The organism is Janthinobacterium sp. GL_088 (assembly GCF_057837845.1).
In genome coordinates this window covers 5,079,553-5,099,263 of record NZ_CM174453.1, presented here as the reverse complement: position 1 = coordinate 5,099,263, position 19,711 = coordinate 5,079,553, and the positions used below count along the sequence as shown (strand labels likewise).

The window sequence follows — 19,711 nt, the reverse complement described above, 5'->3', positions numbered from 1 at the left end:
GATCCTGACCCTATTCGTTAATCTTTCGTACAGGATCTGCCATGAACCAGAGTGCACTCGCTCCCGCCAATTCCAGTCCTCCCCCTCCCGCCGCCGCGCATGCGCAGGCGCTGGCCATTGAAGGCATGAGCTGCGCCTCGTGCGTGGGCCGCGTCGAAAAGGCCTTGGCCGCCGTGCCCGGCGTGAGCCAGGTCAGCGTCAACCTGGCCACGGAAGTGGCCAAAATCACGTCCAGCACGCCGATTTCCCTGGTCACCTTGCAGGCGGCAGTGGAAAAGGCTGGCTATACGGTGGCGCAGCGCGAGATCGACCTGAACATCGCCGGCATGACGTGCGCCTCTTGCGTGGGCCGGGTGGAAAAAGCCCTGCTGAAAGTGCCGGGCGTGCTGGCCGCCAGCGTCAACCTGGCCACGGAAAGCGCGCGCATCAAGGTGACGGGCGGCCTGGAGGCGGGCACCCTGATCGCCGCCATCGACAAGGCCGGCTATGCAGCCAGGGTGCCCGCCGCCAGTCAGGCCAGTGCGTCCGCTGCCGCACCGAACCGCGACGGCATGAAAGTGGCATTCGCGGCCGTGCTGGCTTTCCCCCTGATGCTGCCGATGCTGCTCGAGTGGGCCGGCATCCATCTGATGCTGCCCGGCTGGCTGCAATTCGCGCTGGCCTCGCCGGTGCAGTTTTACTTTGGCGCGCGTTTCTACAAGGCGGGCTGGAAGGCGGCCCGCGCCGGCAGCGGGAATATGGATTTGCTGGTGGCGCTGGGCACGAGCGCCGCGTATGGCTTGTCCGTCTACCAATGGCTGACGGCGGGCGAAATGCTGCCGCACCTGTATTTCGAAGCGTCGGCCGTCGTCATCACCCTGGTGCTGCTGGGCAAATGGCTGGAAAGCCGCGCCAAGCGCCAGACGGCTTCGGCCATTCGCGCGCTGCAAGTCTTGCGTCCGGAATCGGCCCGCGTGCGCCGCGACGGCGTGGAAATCGACTTGCCCGTGGAGCAGGTGAAAGTGGGCGACCTGGTGGTGATCCGTCCCGGCGAGCGGGTAGCCGTCGATGGCGTGGTGGTGGAAGGCGCCAGCCAGATCAATGAGTCCTTGATCACGGGCGAAAGCTTGCCGGTCGATAAGCATCCGGGCGACAAGGTCACGGGCGGCGCCATCAATGCCGATGGTTTGTTGCTGGTGCGCACCCAAGCCGTGGGCGGCGAGACGACCTTGTCGCGCATCATCCGCCTGGTGGAAGATGCGCAGGCGGCCAAGGCGCCGATCCAGCATCTGGTCGACAAGGTCAGCGCGATCTTTGTGCCCGTGGTGCTGGTGCTGGCGCTGCTGACCATGCTGGGCTGGTGGTTCGCTACCGGCGAGCTGGAGAACGCCATCATCAATGCCGTTGCCGTGCTGGTCATCGCCTGCCCCTGCGCGCTGGGCCTGGCCACGCCGACGGCCATCATGGCTGGCACGGGCGTGGCCGCCCGCTATGGCATTTTGATCAAGGATGCGGAAGCGCTGGAAGTGGCGCACGCCGTCAATACCGTCGTGTTCGACAAGACGGGCACCCTGACGGTGGGCAAGCCTTCCTTGGCAGCCCTGCATGCGCATGGCATCGAGGATGCACGGCTATTGCAACTGGCGGCCAGCATCCAGCGCGGTAGCGAGCATAGCCTGGCGACGGCCGTGCTGGATGCGGCTGCCGCGCGTCATATCGAACCCTTGCCGGCCACGGGCCTGTCGGCCTTGCCGGGCCGCGGCTTGGCGGCCCACGTGGATGGTCTGGAGTTGAAACTGGGCAGCACGCGGCTGATGCAGGAACTGGGCGTGGACATGTCGCCTCTGGCGGCCCAGGCCTTGTCGCTGGAAAACACGGGCAACACGATTTCGTGGCTGGCGTCGGGATCGGAACTGCTGGGCTTGTTCGCCTTTTCCGACCAGGTCAAGCCGAACGCGCAGGCAGCCATTGCCCATTTGCACAGCCTGGGTATCCGCACGGTGATGTTGACGGGAGATAACCAGGGCAGCGCCGACGCCGTCGGCAAACTGCTGGGTATCGACACGGTGGCGGCGAAAATGCTGCCGGCCGATAAAACCGCTAAAATTGTCGCGCTGAAAGGCGAGGGCGCGAAAGTGGCCATGGTGGGCGACGGCATCAACGATGCGCCCGCGCTGGCGGCCGCCGACGTGGGCATCGCCATGTCGACGGGCACGGACGTGGCGATGCATGCGGCCGGCATCACCCTGATGCGTGGCGATCCGGCCCTGGTGGCGGACGCCATCGATATCTCGCGCCGCACCTACAGCAAGATACGGCAGAATCTGTTCTGGGCCTTCATTTATAACCTGATCGGCATTCCCTTGGCCGCCTTCGGCCTGCTCAACCCCATGGTGGCGGGCGCGGCGATGGCCTTCAGTTCGGTCAGCGTGATCAGCAATGCCCTGTTGCTGCGCCGCTGGAAAGCCCGCAGCGCGCATACCAAGGAGTCATAGGATGAATATCGGCCAGGCGGCAAGCGAGACGGGCGTATCGGCAAAAATGATACGCTACTACGAGAGTATTTCATTGTTAAAACCCAGCGCACGCAGCGACGCCGGTTACCGCATATACACGCCGAACGATTTGCACGCCCTGCGTTTCATCAAGCGCGGGCGGGGCCTGGGCTTTTCGCTGGAGCAGATCCGCGAGCTGCTGTCGCTGTGGCAAAACGACCAGCGCGCCAGCGCGGACGTGAAAGGCATCGCGCTGGCCCATGTCGCCGAGCTCAACAAGAGGATCGCCGAATTGACGGAGATGCGCGACACTTTGGCCCACCTGGCGCAATCGTGCCATGGCGACGACAAGCCCGATTGCCCCATCCTGCAAAGCCTGGGGCTGGCCGGCGACGCGGAAGCGAAAGCCTGTTGCCATTGAGGTAAATCAAAGGAGGTGGGGTATGGCGTATGCACTGTATTACTGGCCCGCGATACAGGGGCGCGGCGAATTCATTCGGCTGGCCCTGGAAGAAGCGGGCGCCGAGTACCGTGATATCGCCCGCTTGCCTGAACGCACGGGGCAAGGCCTGTCTGCCATGCTGGCCTGCCTTGATGGCGACAGCACGTCACAGGCCGCTTACGCGCCGCCCGTGCTGCGCGATGGCGATGTGCAGATCGGCCAGACGACGAATATCCTGTTGTACCTGGGCCGGCGCCTGGGGCTGGCGCCACGCGCGGAAAGCGGCCGTTTGTGGCTGAACCAGCTGCAACTGACCATGGCCGACTGGTTGACGGAAGTGCATGACACGCACCATCCGCTGTCGATGAATCAATATTACGAAGAGCAAAAGCAGGCGGCCATGTTGCGCAGCGCGGATTTCCGCGCAACACGTTTGCCCAAGTTTCTCGATTATTTCACGCAGGTGCTGCTGAACAGTCGCGGCCAGTATCTGGTCGGGGCCAGGCTCACGTATGGCGACCTGTCGCTGTTCCAGATGCTGGCCGGCCTGCAGTATGCGTTTCCGCAAGCCATGGCACGCCTGGCTCCGCAGTATCCTGCCCTGCTTGCGCTGCACGACATGGTGGCCGCGCGGCCGAATATTGCCCGCTACCTGCGGTCGAAGCGTAGGATCGCGTTCAATGAGGAAGGCATTTTCCGCCACTATCCCGAACTGGATGGATAAAAAAAGGCTCTGTCATCGATAAATAGGGGAACTGCCGGAATCTTCCCTTGGCATTGCTGTCTGACTCTGCATACTTACCACATAGGGAGCAGATCATGCAGCCAGCCGAATGGATGCGTTTTATCGCCCAGTTTGCTCACCTGAACCGACGCCAGCGGCAGACAGGCATCGCCCTGCTGCGTGGCAACGCACCGCAAGATGCGACCGTCGCGTTGCTGGAAAGCGTGGCGCAGCCGCGATTGGCCTGTCCCGCCTGCCGCTCGCCTCACCTGCACCGGCATGGCCATGCGCACGGCTTGCAGCGCTACCGCTGTGTGCCTTGCGGACGCACTTTCAATGCCTTGACGGGCACGCCGCTGGCCCGCTTGCGTCACAAGGCGCTGTGGATCGCGTATGCCGATTGCCTGCTCGACTCCTCCTCGGTGCGCCAGGCCGCTCAGCAGCTAGGATTGCACCGCAACACCACGTTTCGCTGGCGCCACCGCTTTCTCAGCGTGGCGAAGACGGACCGGCCGCATGGCCTGCATGGCATCGCCGAGGCCGATGAACTCTACGTGCTGGAATCGGAAAAGGGATCGAGGCAGATGACGCGGCCGGCTCGCCGCCGGGGCGGCCATGCCTTTAAACGTGGTATCTCGAATGAGCAAGTCTGCATCCTGGTGGCGCGCGACCGCACGGGCCAGACCCTCGATTTCGTCACGGGCAAAGGCGCGTTGACGAAGGCGCAGCTGCACCGATGTTTGTTGCCCGTTATCGACAAGGATGTTCTGCTGGTAACGGATGGCCATGCGGCCTACCGGGCGTTTGCGAGGGAAGCGGGTATCAGCCACGAGGCCGTCAACTTGCGCGCCGGCATCCGTGTGCAGGGCGCCGCGCATGTGCAGAACGTCAATGCGTATCACAGCCGCTTGCGGCAATGGCTGCGTCCGTTTCACGGCGTGGCGACGCGCTACCTGCCAAATTACCTGGGCTGGCGCTGGATACTCGACGCCAGACGCATCCGTTCACCAGAAACGTTATTGAAAGCAACACTGGGAGTATTCCCACATCTTACGGTGACATAGCCATAAAAAAAACAGCCGGCGCAAGGGCCGGCTGTTCTTTGTAAGTGTCGCTTATTGCGCGCTGGTGACGGGGTAGCCCGCCTCCACGATGGCTGCGCTGATGGCGCCCAGTTCGGCGGGTGAGTCCACCGTGACACGCTTGCTGGCCAGGTCGATCTGCACCTGGGCTTGCGGGTCGATGCCTTGCACCGCTTTCGTGACCGAGCCGACGCAATGGCCGCAGCTCATGTTTTCAACTTGTAACTGATACATGGCAAGTACTCCTTGAATGATTAAGTGCTGCCACTGTAATCCTTGCCCCGGTGGGAAGGTCAAGCGGCAGCGTGATCGTTGATTTTAATGCAGCAAATAATCGTCAGCTTGCATGGGTGGCGGCACGTTCTCGTCTTGCACGGATTCGCGCAAGCTGATTTCGATGGCGCGGCACATGGCCGACAGCGGCAGGTCGTTGGCGTCTTCGCCGAACGGTTCCTCGATCTCGTCCCCCAGGGCATCGAGGCCAAAGAAGGTGTACGCGACGATGGCGACGACAAACGGCGTCATGAAGCCCAGCGAATCGACGAGGCCGAAGGGCAGCAGGAAACAGTACAGATAGGCCGTGCGGTGCAGCAGCAGCGAATACGAGAAGGGAATCGGCGTGCTGCGGATGCGTTCGCACGAAGCGCCTGCGCCCACCATGGCCGAGACCGTATTATCGATCTGCGTGGCCAGGATGCTGTCGATGCGACCTTGCCGGACGCAGTCGGCCAGGTCGTGGCCCATCTGCAGCATCAGGTAGTCGGACGGATTCGATGCCTTGCAGGCCGCGTCCCATTCGGCCGGGCGCAGCAGCGGCTGCAGGTCGGCGGGTCCGCGCGTGTCGCGCAGCTGGTGGCGCAGGGCGTGGCAAAAGGCGATGGTGCGGTAAATCATGCGCACGCGCACGTCTTCCAGGCCCAGCCTGGCGTGGGTCGGCGTGTCGCTGCGTATCATCGTCTGGCACTGGCGCGAGAAATTCCGGCTGCGCAAGACCAGTTCGCCCCACAGCTTGCGCGCTTCCCAGTAGCGGTCGTAGGCGGCAGTGTTGCGAAAGCCCAGGAAGATGGCCAGCGGCAAGCCGATCAGGGTGAATGGGATGGTCGTGAGGATCACCTTGTGGTCGAACAAGGTGCCGTGGCACCAGGTGACGAGGGTGGCGATCAGGGTATTGACGATCAGCGTGGTGCGGATGCGCGGCAGGACGGAGCCGCGCACCACGAGGAACAAGCGCAGCGCCGAGGGACGCTCGCGCACGATCATGCTGCGCTCCCTGTGGGGAGCTGGGCTGGCGGGGAACAGCGCGCCCGGTGATCGTTAAAAGGGGAAAGACGGAGTGGCAATGGCCGGGAACAAAAAGCCCGCGAGGTATGCGGGCTGAGCAGGGTGTACATGGGAGGCAGAGTAGGGGAGACGGCTTGAGTATAGGCCGCCGTTTCGCTTCCGGCCAATTCACAGTGGCGATAGGTGTTATTCATTTCATGAATGAATATTTCATTTGTAATTTAAATCCATGTAAGCGCTGAAATTACGATCTTTCGTCTGGACCAGTCGCAAAAGTTCGCCTGTATCAGGTGCGCCTGCAGGGCAGGACTTTTCGCGTCGAGCCTGCCCGATTCGTCTTCTCAAGGCACCTGCTAAGTAGGGGAATCATTTCAGCAGTCCATTCGAGAGGCTTTACACCATGTCCGTCAGTCGCAAGCAGCATCGCTATATTTCCACACCGCAAATCCTTCCCATCGCCCGTGCCGTGTCGCTGGCCGTGTGCAGCCTGGCACTGTATGCGGCCATGCCAGCCCTCGCGCAGGCGCAAACTTCCCAGGCCCAGCAGGCTGGCGCCACGCGCCTGGCCTATAACATCCCTGCCGGTCCGCTGGCGCCTGCGCTGCGCAGCTTGGCCAGCGCCGCGAATGTCTTGCTCAGCTACACGCCCGAACAGGCCAGCGGCAAGAGCACGGCCGGCTTGCAGGGACAGTATACGCCGCAGGCTGCCCTGGCGGCCTTGCTTGCAGGCGGTCGAACTGGAAGCGGGCAGCTATGTGCTGCGCGCCGCGCCTGCCGTGGCCAGCGCAGGCACGGCGCCGGACGCCGTCATGCCGTTGATTTCCGTCATGGCAGCGGCTGACGCAGGCGAGGGTACGGTATCGCGCGGCTATGTACCGATCAGCGTGGCCGCCACCAAGATGCGCACGCCATTGATCGAGACGCCACGCGCCATTTCTGTCGTCACGCGTGAACAGATCAAGACGCAGGCGCCGAAAAGCATCGAACAGGCGCTGGCGTATACGGCGGGAGTGCTGACGGACGTGACGGGCGCCGACGTGCGCATGTCGGGCGCCACCATCCGCGGCTTCAGCGATGGCAGCTCGTACTACCAGGATGGCTTGAGGCTGTTGTCGGCGGGCAGTTATGGTTCCTGGAATAGCGAAATGGAAGACCTCGACAGCGTAGAAGTCATCAAGGGGCCCGCGTCCGTCTTCTACGGCCAGGGTCGCCCAGGTGGCATGATCAATGTCACGTCCAAGCTGCCGAGCGCCGACCACGTCAATAGCGTGGGCGTTTCCGCAGGGCGCTACCAGCGCTATCAGGTCAATGCCGACCTGGGCGGAGCCGTCGCGGGCAACGATGGCTTGTTGTACCGCGTCACGCTGACGGGTCGTGATGCCAACGACCGTCCCATCGAGTCGAAGAACAACCGCGTTTCCATCTCGCCGTCGCTGCGCTGGGACATCTCGGCGCGCACCAGTCTGACCGTGCTGGGCACATATTCGCAAGAGCGGGGTACGCCGAAACCATGGTGGCCCAGCCTGTTTGTCCATCCGCAAATCAAGGACTTGCCCGTAAGCCGCACGGCGGGCGACCCGTCCTTCGATTATTTCAACCGCGATACGCGCGCCCTCGGCTATATGTTCGAGCATGCAACAGGGAGTGGCTGGAAGCTGACGCAAAACTTGCGCTATGCCACCATCAAGGTCGATTACCAGCATATTTATGCCGAGGGTTTGCTGGCGGACGGACGCACGGCCACTCGCGGCAGCCTGGCGGAAAAAGTGGACGGCAAGACCTGGACGGTGGACAGCCGCGCACAAAAGGAATTTCGCTGGGGCGAGATCGAACACCGTTTTGTGGCGGGCATCGATTACCTGAAATACAAGGAAAATGACGGCCTGGGCTTTGGCTGGGACGTGCCGAACCTGGATATTTATTTGCCGGTGTACCATCAATCGATCGCCGCGCCTGAACTCGACTATACCGACACTGAACTCAAGCAGACGGGCCTCTACACCTTGAACCAGTTCAAGCTGGGCGCATGGGTGGCGAACGCCAGCCTGCGCCACGACCGTGCGCGCAGCACGCAGCGCAATTCGGCGACCACGCGCATCGGCGACAATGCCACCACGGGCAGCGCAGGCCTGCTGTACCTGTTCGACAATGGCGTGGCGTCGTATGCCAGCTATGCCACCTCGTTCGATCCGGCCACGGGCCGCGACTTTGACGGCAAGGCTTTCCAGCCACGCAAAGGCAAGCAGGTGGAGCTGGGTATCAAGTACCAGCCTGCTGGCACCTCCACCATGCTGACGGCATCATTGTTTGATCTGACGCAAACGAATGTCACGACTCCGGACCCACTGCATCCGCGTTCGTCAATACAGACGGGCGAAGTGCGCGCTACGGGCGTGGAACTGGAAGGCACGTTCAAACCCTTGCCCGAGCTGGGTGTGCTGGCTGGCTACACCTATCTTGACCCGCGCACGACGAAGAGCAACCACGACTACGAAATCGGCCGCCAGAGCCTGCAAACGACACGCCATGCGGCCAGCGTGTGGCTCGACTACCGGCCCCTGGCCGTGCCTGGCCTGATGCTCGCCGGCGGCCTGCGCTACCGTGGCCGTTCGCCCTACAATGGCGCGGCCAATGCGCTGTACCTGAATGATCCGTACACCTTGGCCGATATCGCCGTGGCCTATGAAACGGCGCATTACCGCCTAGCCCTGAATATCGGCAATGTCTTCGATAAAAAATACTTTGGCGGCATCTTCCGTGGCGCGGAACGTGAAGCCCTGTTGAGCTTGAAGGTGAATTTCTAGCCATGACCGGGCTGTACCAGGCTGTAGCCAGCCGGGGCCGTGCGATTACAGCCCCGGCGCGCGCCAGCCATATACGGCCAGCGCCGCCACCCACGCCAGCAAGATTGCCAGCCCCGGCAACAGCACCCATTTCGTCACCGTTTCTTCCCACGCCACAAAAGCGCGTCCGCCGCGCGCGATGGCCAGCAGCGCCTGTCCCCCGTTCAAGCCGGCGAACGGCAGCAGGTTGAAGGCGCACAGTTTCAATGAGAACAGGGCGAACAGCAGCGCAAAGCCGTGCGTGCGGGCAAAGGTTTCTCCATCACCCAGCAATTCCTGCGCCACGGACAGCGGCGCCAGTGCGCCGTGGATGATCTGCCCGAAGGCAGCGACAAAGCGCTCCCAGCCCGACGCTCCCATGATACCCAGCGATAAGGCCAGCAGTACCCCCACGCCGCTCAATGGCAGCAGCACCTGCTTCCACAACGGCTGGAAGTTATAGGCATCAAGACAGGGATCGTCGTCATACAAGGTTTCCTCGCGCGTATCCTTCAGCACCACGTTGCCGGCCAGGGGCAGCAGCTTGACATGGACTTTTCCTAAAGTCAGCAAGGTCGGTCCCACGCCATAGCTGATGCTGCGCACGGTGATGCCGAATGCGCGAGCGCACAGGGCCATGACGGAAATGTGGATCAGCATGAAGAGGATAAGGCAGAGCAACAACTGGAAAGCGGGGTGCATCGGATATGGTGTCCTGAAAGAAAGGAGCGGTATTAGAACATGCCTCCACGAAAAGTCGCGCACAAGAAAAAAGCCCCGCCTGCATCGCTGCAGCCGGGGCTTCGAATGACTGGGCAGCTTGCGCCGCCCGCTATAACTTACAGCACGTTACAGCACTTCGCTGGCGTGGTCGGCCAGGCGTGAACGCTCGCCGCGGGCCAGGGTGACGTGGCCGCTGTGGGTCCAGCCCTTGAAGCGGTCGACCACGTAGGTCAGGCCGCTCGAGCCTTCCGTCAGGTACGGTGTGTCGATCTGCGCGATGTTGCCCAGGCACAGGATCTTCGTGCCGGGACCGGCGCGTGTGACGAGGGTTTTGACTTGTTTCGGCGTCAAGTTTTGCGCTTCATCGATGATGAGGAACTTGTTCACAAATGTGCGGCCGCGCATGAAGTTGAGCGACTTGATCTTGATGCGCGAACGGATCAGGTCTTGCGTTGCCGCACGGCCCCATTCGCCGCCATCCGAGTCGGACTTGTTCAGCACTTCCAGGTTGTCGTCGAAGGCGCCCATCCATGGCGACATCTTTTCTTCTTCCGTGCCTGGCAGGAAGCCGATGTCTTCGCCCACCGGTACCGTCACGCGGGTGACGATGATTTCATTGTAGAGCTTGGTTTCCAGCACTTGCGCCAGGCCGGCGGCCAGGGCCAGCAAGGTCTTGCCGGTACCGGCCTGGCCCAGCAGGGTGACGAAGTCGCATTCCGGATTCATCAGCAAGTTCAGGGCGAAGTTCTGCTCGCGGTTGCGCGCCGTTACGCCCCACACATTGTTCTTCGTGTGGCTGAAGTCGCGCAGGGTTTGCAGCACGGCCGTCTTGCCGTTGATCTGTTTTACCTGGCCGTAGAATGGCGTTTCGCCGTTTTTCGGTTCCAGGTAGATGAACTGGTTGACCAGCAAGGATGGAATGAACGGGCCCGTCACGCGGTAGAACGTCGAGCTGTAGCCGTTCTTGCTTTCCTGCCAGGATTCCATATCCTTGCCGTGCTTGTTCCAGAAGTCGTCCGGCAATTGCACGATGCCCGAGTACAGCAAGTCCGTGTCTTCCAGCACATGGTCGTTGAAGTAATCTTCGGCTGGCAAGCCCAGGGCGCGCGCCTTGATGCGCATGTTGATATCTTTCGACACCAGCACGACGGGGCGGCCTTCCTGTTCCGACTCCAGCGAGCGCACGACGGCGAGGATCTGGTTGTCGGCCTTGCCTACAGGCAAGCCTGCCGGCAAGTCGGCGCTTTGCAGACGCGTCTGGAAGAACAGACGGCCCTTGGCATCCTTGTTGCCCAGCTTGGACAGCAAAATGCCGTGTTCGATGGCGTCGTCATCCGTGTTGCTGATCAGGGCGTCCAGGGTGCGCGAGACCTGGCGTGCATTGCGCGCCACTTCCGTCATGCCCTTCTTGTGGTTGTCCAGCTCTTCCAGGGTCATCATCGGCAGGTACACATCGTGTTCCTCGAAGCGGAACAGCGACGATGGATCGTGCATCAGCACGTTCGTGTCGAGCACGAACAGCTTGCTGATGCCGCGCTGGTCGGCGGCGCGGCTGGCGGACGACTTGAGCTGTACTTCGACCGCCTTGTGCTTGGCCGGATGTGGCTGCTCGGCTTGCTTGACTGGCTTGATCGGCGTGACCTTGCCTTTTGCCGCCGGCTTGGCTTTCGCCGCAGGCGCGGCAACGACGGCAGGTGCGGCCGCAACCGGCGCAGGTGCAGGTGCCGGCTTGGCGACCATCAGGGCCGCCACTTGCTTGATCTTCGTGGCCGCATTGCGGACCGGCTTGGCAACTTCGGCGATCGCCGCTTCAATGATCGGTGCAGCCACTTTCTTGGCTGCCGGGGTTTTGGTGGCCGGGCGCGCTGCGCCTGCGGTTGGGTAATCTTGGGTGGCCAGGATGGTGGCTGGCTTGCTCGGTAATTTTGGCAGTGGCATCAGGATCTCAATCAAAAAATTTCTGGAATGAATCGCCCATGGGCAGCCAGCTTCTGGCGGCACTTCTCATGGGGTGGATGCGGGGGAACAACAATGCTATAGGACGAGTAACTGCCGGAAGGCCGGCAGCATGGCCGGTCATGGACGCCATCGGCGGGCTGCAGGCCCGCCTGGCGGAGTGGGTGGAGGCGCTTCGTTGACTCAAAATGGCGATAGGTACCGTGAACTGAACTGCGGTTGAACCAGGCTCGCTGGAAGCCGACAACGCGCATTGGATCAAAATGGACGATCAATTCAGATGCGCTACGAATTCCAGCACTTCTTCCACGTGAGTTGCGACCTTCACGCCTCTCCATTCTTTCACCAATCGGCCCTGGGCGTCAATCACAAACGTACTGCGCTCGACGCCACGGACCGTCTTGCCGTACATCTGTTTCATCTTCATGACGTTAAACAGCAGGCAAACGGCTTCGTCCGGGTCGGAAATGAGCTCGAATGGCAGCTCCAGCTTGGCTTTGAAACTTTCGTGCGAGCGCAGGGAATCGCGGCTGATGCCGTAGATTTCCACGCCGGCGGCGACGAATTGTGAATACGCATCGCGGAAGGCGATGTTTTCCGTGGTGCAGCCAGGGGTGTTGTCCTTCGGATAGAAAAACAGCACGGTGGCCTTGGCCGGACGGCCCAGCAACTGAAAGGTCTTGCCGCTGGTCATAGCGGCGCTAAAGTCGGGTATGCTTACGAGGGATTGGCTATCAGCCACAGGTTCTCTCCTGAACGGTGATCATCAGCGCTGTTTTTAATCTGGCAACGCATCCAGGTGCAACAATACAGCATTCAGGCCGCTTTGCCCTGCACAATCAGGCGTCCCGAACGGCCTGGCAACTCATCCCAGGTGACGGGACAAACGGGCAAGTCCGTATTTTTTATCTTTTCATAATAATCGCCCATCGCTGCAAACTGGTAGCCCTGGGCTTTCCAACCAGCCAGCAATTGTTCGAAAATGGGGGCGAGTTTCTGTCCTTCAAGTTCCGCATGCAAGGTATACACGTGATCGCGGGGATTATCCGCCGTCAGCGACAATATATGCGCGGCAACATTGCCGGTCGTGATCAGTTTGCCGTCGATTTCGCAGCCCAGCAATTCATCCAGGGTGGGCAGGGTGGTGGGCAGTTGCACGCATTGCAGGATGGTGTTGCCATTGCGCACGCGGTGCGGGCCATTGCTAGGATGGACCATGGCGCCGCGCGCGTCGAGCATGGCGCGGCCATCGGAGGCAAAGCGGTAGCCGGCCGTGTCGTGTTCGACAAAGGCGCTGACATTCATTTGCCAGCCGGCCGCGCCGTGCGTGTGCGGCTTGGTGCCAAATACTTGCTCGTAGCGGTTGGCGGCCTTGCGCATCATGTTGATGGTCCAGGCGGCGTTGCGCTTGGCCACGTTGTCTTGCCACAGGGTGTGATCCCAGGTGTGGATGCCGCACTCGAAACCGGCATCGCGCACGGCGCGCAATTGCGCCGCGCATTGCTTGCCGATATCGGGTCCTGGCAGCAAAGTGCCGTACATCAATGTTTTCAAGCCGTAGTGCTCGACCACCGAGGTGCGCGACACCTTGCTGAAAAAGCCGGGCTTCAAGGCGCGCCGCAGGGCCCAACCCGTGTGGTCGGGGCCCAGCGAGAACAGAAAAGTGGCCTTGGCCCGGTGCGCGGCCAGCATGCGCACCAGATTGCCCATGCCTTCACGGGTGCCGCGATAGGTATCGACGTCGATTTTCAGGGTCAGGAACGGCTTGCTCAACATTAATCCATCAGTGCTTTGGCTTGGGCTACCTGGCTGCGGTAGGCGTCGAAAATATTGCGCAGGGAATCGGCCATGGTGGTGGTCGGCGCCCAGCCCAGCTCTTCGCAGGTATTCGTGATTTTCGGCACGCGGTTTTGCACGTCCTGGTAGCCGGCGCCATAGTAGGCGCCCGACGTCGTTTCCACGATTTTCACGTGTTTCGCGCCTTCGGCATATTCCGGGTATTCGGCGGCCAGGGTCAGCATCATGCCGGCCAGGTCGCGGATCGAATAGTTATTGGTCGGATTGCCAATGTTGTAGATCTTGCCGCTGGCGATGCCGTTCTTGTTGGCGATGATACGGATCAGTGCATCGATGCCGTCGTCGATGTAGGTGAACGCGCGTTTCTGCGCGCCGCCGTCGACCAGCGAGATGTTCTCGCCGCGCACGATGTGGCCAAAGAATTGCGTCACCACGCGCGAGGAACCTTCTTTCGGCGTGTGGATCGAATCGAGGCCGGCGCCGATCCAGTTGAACGGACGGAACAGGGTGAAGTTCAAGCCTTCCATGCCGTAGCCCCAGATCACGCGGTCCATCAGCTGCTTGGCGTTCGAATAGATCCAGCGCGGCTTGTTGATCGGGCCGCAGATCAGTTCCGAGTTTTCCGGGTCGAATTCCTCGTCATGGCACATGCCATACACTTCCGAGGTCGACGGGAAGACCAGGTGCTTGCCGTACTTGGCGGCCGAGCGGACGATGGGCAGGTTGGCTTCGAAGTCCAGTTCGAACACGCGCAGCGGCTGCTTGACGTAGGTCGATGGCGTGGCGATGGCGACCAGGGGCAGGATCACGTCGCATTTCTTGACGTGGTACTCGACCCATTCCTTGTTGATCGTGATGTCGCCTTCGAAGAAGTGCATGCGCGACTTGTAGTTGTCATCTTCCAGCAATTCCGTGATGCGGTCCGTGTTCATGTCCATGCCGTAGACATGCCAGTCGGTGGTTTCCAGGATGCGCTTGGACAGGTGGTGGCCGATGAAGCCGTTGACGCCTAAGATGAGGACTTTTTTCATGTGAGATTCTCTTGAGTGATATCAGTGTGTGCTGACGCGGGTGGTCAGACTTGCTTGCAATTGCTGAGCCGAAATCGGCTCCCCGGCAGCCCTCAGCGCGGAAATGGCCAGCATGCGGCCGTCTCCGCAGACGCCAAAGATGCAATTATCCACTACCGCCAAGCCCGGTGGCAAACTTCCTGCGGAATGCTTGCTCAAACGGGCTTTTTCGATGGTGTAAATGACATCGTTGACTTCGGTGAATGCGCCGGGATAGGGGGGCGCGACGGCCCGGTGCAGGTTGTATACCTGCACCGCCGGTAACTTCCAGTCGATGCGGCCGTCTTCGGGCTTGCGGCCGCCGAAGTAGCCGCCCTGGCGCAAATCGTTGAGCTGGCGCGGCGCCGTGCCGTCCAGCAAGGCCGGCAGCACGTTCCACAAGGTTTGTTCCGCCGCCACGGTGACTTTACCGAAGACTTCGAAGGCCGTGTCGTCGGGCAGGATGGGTACGGCCGTTTGCGCGACGATGGCGCCGGCATCGGGCTTGACCGTCATTTCATGCAGGGTCGCGCCCGTTTGCGGGGCGCCATGCAGCACGGCCCAGTTGACGGGCGCGCGACCGCGGAACTGCGGCAGCAGCGAGCCGTGCATATTGTAGGCGGGCGCGACTTCCAAGATGCTAGCCGGCAACATGTGGCGGTAGTAAAAGCTGAACAGCATGTCCGGCGTTGCCGCCTGCACCTGCGCCAGCAGTTCGGGCGCGCGCGCGTCCGATGGCGTGATGTACGGGATGCCTTCGGCCTGGCACAGACTGGCGACGGATTCGAACCACAGGTTTTCCGAGGGGCTGTCTTCGTGCGTGACGACCAGGGCGATGTCGACGCCACCGGCCAGCAGCACCTTGATGCAGCGCACGCCTACATTGTGGTAGCCGAAGACGACGGCGCGTGGCGCGCCCATCAGCGGCCCACCTGGCGCTTTTCCAGGCGCACGTACGATAGCGCCTCGGCTTCCGCCTGGATCATGCCGTCCTGCAAGATGGTTTGCACCACGTAGCGGGGCCGGGCACGAACTTGCTGGAAGATGCGTCCCACGTATTCGCCCACCAGACCGATGCCGAACAGGATCACGCCCATCAGGAAGAAGGCGATGGCGAACAGGGTGAACACGCCCTGTGCCTCGGCGCCGAACAGGAAGCGGCGCGCCAGCAAATAGATCACCAGCACGGCCGAACTGAAGGACAGCAGCATGCCCAGCATGGAAAAGATTTGCAGGGGAATCAGCGAAAAGCCCGTGACCAGGTCGAAATTCAGGCGGATCAGGCTGTACAGCGAATATTTCGATTCGCCGGCCGAGCGTTCCTCGTGCTCGACGGTAATTTCCGTGGGCTTGCGGGCAAACGTGTAGGCCAGGGCGGGCACGAAGGTGTTGACTTCGGCGCACTGGTTGACCAGGTCGATCACATTGCGGCCATACGCGCGCAGCATGTTGCCCTGGTCCGTGATCTTGATGTTGGTGATGCGTTCGCGCAAGCGGTTCATCATCTTCGATGCCAGTGTGCGCCAGGCGGAATCTTGCCGCTTGCGCCGGATCGAACCCACGTAATCGTAGCCTTCGCGCATCTTCGCCACCAGGTTGCCGATTTCTTCGGGTGGATTTTGCAGGTCGGCGTCGAGCGTGACCATGATTTGCCCGCGCGAGGCTTCAAAACCGGCCAGGATGGCCATGTGCTGGCCATAATTTCCGTTGAACAAGACCACGCGCGTGACGTCGGGGCGCTGGCGGAACTGTTCCGCCAGGATGGCTACCGAATTGTCGCGGCTGCCGTCGTTGATGAAGATGATTTCGTAGCTTGTCTGCAGGGCGTCGAGGGCGGGATACAGGCGGGCGAACAGGCTGGCCAGGCCATCCTGTTCGTTGTAGATCGGAATGATAATGGACAGTTCAGGTTTCATCGGCGCGCTGCTCATTTGATGAGAATGGATTTGACGGTGGCGACGGCGCGTTCCACGTCTTGTGTCGTCATGGCGTAGAACATCGGCAAGGTCACGGTCAGGCGGCCGATCTTTTCCGAGACGGGGAACATGCCCTCGGTAAAGCCGCGTTCGCGGTACATGGTAAACAGGTGGATCGGTGCGTAATGATAGCCCGTTCCCACGTTTTGCTGCGCCATTTGCTGCATGAAGGCGGCACGCGTGCCGGGGCCAATGTCGGGCAGGATGATCTGGAACAAATGCCAGTTGCTGTTTTCAAAATCCTGCACCGGCAACTGGGCGCCGCTCAGGGCTTCGAAGTCGCTGCCGAATTGCGCGAAATAGTGGCGTGCCAGCGCGCGACGGTGGGTCGTGATCGCATCGATATTGGCGAACTGGCCGAGGCCGATGGCGGCCATGATGTCGCTCATGTTGTACTTGCCGCCCAGCACATCGACGTCGATGCCGTCGACGCCGCTGCGCGTCACGCCCTGCAGCCGGTATTTCTCGGCCAGCTTCGCTTCTTCCAGGTTGTTCAGGACGAGGCAGCCGCCTTCGCCCGTGGTGATGTTCTTGTTGGCCTGGAAGCTGAACGAGACGAAGTCGCCAAACGCGCCGATGCGCTTGCCTTTCCAGGTGGAACCGAACGCTTGCGCCGCGTCTTCCACGACCCGCAAATTGTACTTGTCAGCGATCGCGTACAGGCGGTCCATGTCGACGGGCAGGCCGGACAGGTAGACGGGGATGATGGCCTTGGTACGCGGGGTGATGGCCGCTTCCAGCTTGTCGAGGTCGATATTCCGCGTGACGGGGTCGATATCGGCGAAAACAGGCGTGGCGCCCACTTCGATGATGACGTTGGCCGTCGCTACCCACGACACGGGCGTGGTGATGACTTCGTCGCCGGGGCCGATGCCGGCGATGCGCAGCGCGATTTCCATGGTGCACGTACCCGAATTGAAGGTGCGCACGGGACGCCCGCCAAAATACTCGGACAGCTGGGCTTCGAAGGCCTGCACTTTCGGGCCGCTGGTGATCCAGCCCGAGCGCAGCACGTCGCCGACGGCGGCGATGGTCGCTTCGTCGATGGTGGGTTTGGAAAAGGGCAAAAAGGGCAGGGTAGAGGTCATGGGGCGCAGTTCTTGGATCTGTATTGTGTCAGGGTATCGGCATCGCCGAGGCTGCCAGTGCCGTCAACAGCGGCCGGCAGGCATGGCTATTTTATATCGTCAGTATGGCGGCGCAGCCCCTTCAGCGGTGAAAAATCCTGCTGATGCGGGGGCGGCGCAAACTGGCCGGGGGCGCGATCCGTGCTGCCTCGCGCCCCTTTAAACATTTATTTGTTGGCAATGACCATGCGGCGCGCATCTTCGGCAATCACACGCATGGGCACGCCACGCGCTTGCAATTCCTTGTAACGGTTCAGGCTGATAATCGCCATGTCGCGCACGCCGGCATTGGCATCGTTCGTCCACTGCGTGATGAAAGTCTCGATGCTGGGGATGGACAGTTCGGGCTGCTGTTTCAGGCCAAACGTAAACTCATCCCAGTAATCGACGAGGATCACGGGCCGCTGCAGATAATACGTCAGCGACTGTTCATAGATGCCGACGGAATAGAGCTTGGTATCGGCCGTCAGTTCGGCCTGGATCTGCGGCAGCATGTCCGTGCCAGCGCGGTTCTGGCCATACAGCTCGGAGCCGGCCAGGATGCAGTGCGTGGCCAGGAAGCCGGCGCCGGCGATGGTCAGCACCGTCATGTCGCGGCGCAGCTGGCGCGCATGCAGCAAGGCCAGGGCGCCGCCGGCCAGGGCGAAGAAGCCGGCCGCCATCAGCCATGGCTGGTAGCCCTTGAGCGCGACCAGGGCTTCCGCGTCGCGTGCGCTGGCTTTGCTGAAGGCGATCGGTCCGCCGATCAGGATGGCCGCGCCCAGCACGCACAGCAGGCCGGCGGCGAACAGGCGCTGGCGGCGCGAAGCCGATTCCAGGTACAGCGCCACCAGCAGGGCCAGGGCCGGGAAGACGGGCACGATATAGCCGGGCAGCTTCGACGTCGAATAGCTGAAGAAGAAGAAAATGAAGACGGCCCAGACCAGCAGCATCAAGCGGGGCTGGAACGCGCCTTCCTGGCGCTGGAAGGCGGCGGCCAGGCTTTGCGGCAGCACGCCTATCCATGGCAGGATGCCGGGGATGAGCAGCACGAGGAAGTAATACCAGGCGCCTTCGCGCTTGTGGCCCTTCATCAGGAAGCGCTGGAAATGTTCGTGGATGAAGAAGAAATGCGGCTGCTCCGGATTGCGCAGGGCGACCAGCACGAACCATGGCGTGGCGATGGCAAAGAACACCAGCAAGCCCTTGACCAGGTGCAAACGCGTCCAGATACGCCAGTCGCGCGCACACAGCGAATACAGCACCAGCACGGCGCCCGGCAGCACGATGCCGATCAGGCCCTTGGCCAGCACGGCCAGCGCCATGGCGGCCCAGCAGGCCAGCATCCAGTTGCGTCGCTCGTTCGCCGTGGCGTCATCGCGCTGGGCGATCAGCAGGCTGCCCAGGGTGAGGGTCATCATGCCCGACAGGCCCATGTCCAGCGAATTGATCTGGCCGGAAGCGAGCCAGAACAGGCTCGACGCCAGAACCAGGGCCGCATACAGGCCGACGCGCGGGCCGAACACTTTCTTGCCCGCGTAGGCCGTCATGCACACGCCGATGATGCCGCACAGGCCAGTCCACAGGCGCGCCTGCCATTCGCCCAGGCCGAAGGCGGCGAAGGTCAGCGCATTCATCCAGGTTTGCAGCGGCGGCTTTTCAAAGTACTTGATGCCGTTCAGGCGCGTGGTTATCCAGTCGCCCGTGACGAACATTTCGCGCGCCATCTCGGCGTAGCGGCCCTCGTCGGGCGGCACCAGCGTGCGCACGCCCAGCGCATACAGGGTGACAACGATGAAGATGCCCAGCAGGGACCACATCAGCACCCGCGACGAGTGCAGCTCGTTGACATTGATTTTCATGCGGCCTTGCCTGCGGCCGGGGCCAGGATCAGTGCCAGGGTGACTTTGCGGCCTTCGCCCATGAGGATATTGTAGGTGCGGCAGGCAGCCTGGCTATCCATGCATTCGACGCCGATGCGGCGCATGGTCAGCGCGGCCGTCAGCTTCGGATGCACGAAGCGCTGGCGCTCGCCCGTGCCGAGGATGACCACGTCGGGCGCGTCGGCCAGGATTTGCGCGAAATGCGCCTCGTTCAATTGCTCGAAACTGTCCACCTCCCATGCCCGTGGCGGCATTTCCGGCATGACGATCAGGCTGTAGCTGTAGGGCTGGGCATTGATCTCGACGCCGTTTTCGTCATAGCCGGTGACAGTCTGGTATTGTTGGGTGCTGCTGGCATGGAGTTTCATGGCGATATCGGGGCTGGTCGTGTCGGTT

The 19,711-nt window shown here is 61.8% G+C and carries 18 protein-coding genes; 6 read left to right on the top strand and 12 right to left on the bottom strand.

Going from position 1 to position 19,711, the window contains the following annotated elements; translation table 11 throughout:
- The first annotated feature begins 41 nt into the window (after positions 1–41).
- The 4 genes from AC3IQ7_RS22735 (at position 42) to AC3IQ7_RS22720 (ending at position 4,704) form a co-directional block, all read left to right on the top strand.
- Positions 42–2,474, top strand: a complete 2,433-nt coding sequence (locus AC3IQ7_RS22735) for a heavy metal translocating P-type ATPase (protein WP_099379158.1) — start codon at positions 42–44, stop codon at positions 2,472–2,474.
- Position 2,475: 1 nt separating this feature from the next.
- On the top strand, positions 2,476–2,895 hold the full coding sequence (gene cueR, locus AC3IQ7_RS22730) for a Cu(I)-responsive transcriptional regulator (protein ID WP_099379159.1): 420 nt from the start codon (positions 2,476–2,478) through the stop codon (positions 2,893–2,895).
- A gap of 22 nt (positions 2,896–2,917) precedes the next feature.
- A complete protein-coding gene (locus AC3IQ7_RS22725) occupies positions 2,918–3,640 on the top strand; it encodes a glutathione S-transferase (protein ID WP_489207388.1) in 723 nt (240 codons plus the stop codon).
- Positions 3,641–3,735: 95 nt separating this feature from the next.
- Complete coding sequence (locus AC3IQ7_RS22720) at positions 3,736–4,704, top strand: IS1595 family transposase (protein ID WP_489207387.1); 969 nt, start codon at positions 3,736–3,738, stop codon at positions 4,702–4,704.
- 51 nt (positions 4,705–4,755) lie between these two features.
- Here the strand turns inward: AC3IQ7_RS22720 and AC3IQ7_RS22715 are convergent, their stop codons facing one another.
- Positions 4,756–4,956 (bottom strand): heavy-metal-associated domain-containing protein, encoded by a 201-nt coding sequence (locus AC3IQ7_RS22715; protein ID WP_489207385.1) that lies wholly within the window; start codon positions 4,954–4,956, stop codon positions 4,756–4,758.
- Positions 4,957–5,040: 84 nt separating this feature from the next.
- Positions 5,041–5,982 (bottom strand): bestrophin family protein, encoded by a 942-nt coding sequence (locus AC3IQ7_RS22710; protein ID WP_099380396.1) that lies wholly within the window; start codon positions 5,980–5,982, stop codon positions 5,041–5,043.
- Positions 5,983–6,403: 421 nt separating this feature from the next.
- On the opposite strand from AC3IQ7_RS22710, the gene AC3IQ7_RS22705 reads away from it, so the two are divergent.
- Positions 6,404–6,844 (top strand): hypothetical protein, encoded by a 441-nt coding sequence (locus tag AC3IQ7_RS22705; protein ID WP_489207384.1) that lies wholly within the window; start codon positions 6,404–6,406, stop codon positions 6,842–6,844.
- Positions 6,726–8,807 (top strand): TonB-dependent siderophore receptor, encoded by a 2,082-nt coding sequence (locus AC3IQ7_RS22700; RefSeq protein ID WP_489207383.1) that lies wholly within the window; start codon positions 6,726–6,728, stop codon positions 8,805–8,807. The genes AC3IQ7_RS22705 and AC3IQ7_RS22700 overlap by 119 nt, the downstream gene beginning before the upstream one ends.
- A 45-nt stretch (positions 8,808–8,852) precedes the next feature.
- On the opposite strand, the gene AC3IQ7_RS22695 is transcribed toward AC3IQ7_RS22700, so the two are convergent.
- The 10 genes from AC3IQ7_RS22695 to AC3IQ7_RS22650 form a co-directional block, all read right to left on the bottom strand.
- The gene (locus tag AC3IQ7_RS22695; RefSeq protein WP_489207382.1) at positions 8,853–9,527 is read right to left on the bottom strand and encodes a site-2 protease family protein; all 675 of its coding nucleotides are present in this window, start codon (positions 9,525–9,527) and stop codon (positions 8,853–8,855) included.
- Positions 9,528–9,674: 147 nt separating this feature from the next.
- Entirely contained in the window at positions 9,675–11,486 is a 1,812-nt protein-coding gene (locus tag AC3IQ7_RS22690) for a PhoH family protein (protein WP_099380394.1), read from the bottom strand.
- Positions 11,487–11,775: 289 nt separating this feature from the next.
- Complete coding sequence (locus AC3IQ7_RS22685) at positions 11,776–12,246, bottom strand: peroxiredoxin (RefSeq protein WP_034785468.1); 471 nt, start codon at positions 12,244–12,246, stop codon at positions 11,776–11,778.
- Between the two features lie 74 nt (positions 12,247–12,320).
- On the bottom strand, positions 12,321–13,280 hold the full coding sequence (locus AC3IQ7_RS22680) for a polysaccharide deacetylase family protein (RefSeq protein ID WP_322428463.1): 960 nt from the start codon (positions 13,278–13,280) through the stop codon (positions 12,321–12,323).
- Positions 13,280–14,332 (bottom strand): bifunctional UDP-4-keto-pentose/UDP-xylose synthase, encoded by a 1,053-nt coding sequence (locus AC3IQ7_RS22675; RefSeq protein ID WP_070290550.1) that lies wholly within the window; start codon positions 14,330–14,332, stop codon positions 13,280–13,282. Before AC3IQ7_RS22675 ends, AC3IQ7_RS22680 begins: the two co-directional genes overlap by 1 nt.
- Positions 14,333–14,353: 21 nt before the next feature.
- Entirely contained in the window at positions 14,354–15,271 is a 918-nt protein-coding gene (locus tag AC3IQ7_RS22670) for a formyltransferase (RefSeq protein WP_489207381.1), read from the bottom strand.
- Positions 15,271–16,266, bottom strand: coding sequence for a glycosyltransferase (locus tag AC3IQ7_RS22665; protein ID WP_489207380.1), 996 nt, complete (start codon positions 16,264–16,266; stop codon positions 15,271–15,273). The genes AC3IQ7_RS22670 and AC3IQ7_RS22665 overlap by 1 nt, the downstream gene beginning before the upstream one ends.
- 11 nt (positions 16,267–16,277) lie before the next feature.
- Positions 16,278–17,414: a DegT/DnrJ/EryC1/StrS family aminotransferase gene (locus AC3IQ7_RS22660; protein WP_489207379.1), complete on the bottom strand. Its 1,137-nt coding sequence runs from the start codon at positions 17,412–17,414 to the stop codon at positions 16,278–16,280.
- A gap of 206 nt (positions 17,415–17,620) precedes the next feature.
- Positions 17,621–19,294: a glycosyltransferase family 39 protein gene (locus AC3IQ7_RS22655; RefSeq protein ID WP_099380388.1), complete on the bottom strand. Its 1,674-nt coding sequence runs from the start codon at positions 19,292–19,294 to the stop codon at positions 17,621–17,623.
- Positions 19,291–19,683: an Mth938-like domain-containing protein gene (locus tag AC3IQ7_RS22650; RefSeq protein WP_322428468.1), complete on the bottom strand. Its 393-nt coding sequence runs from the start codon at positions 19,681–19,683 to the stop codon at positions 19,291–19,293. The genes AC3IQ7_RS22655 and AC3IQ7_RS22650 overlap by 4 nt, the downstream gene beginning before the upstream one ends.
- Positions 19,684–19,711 lie beyond the last annotated feature (28 nt).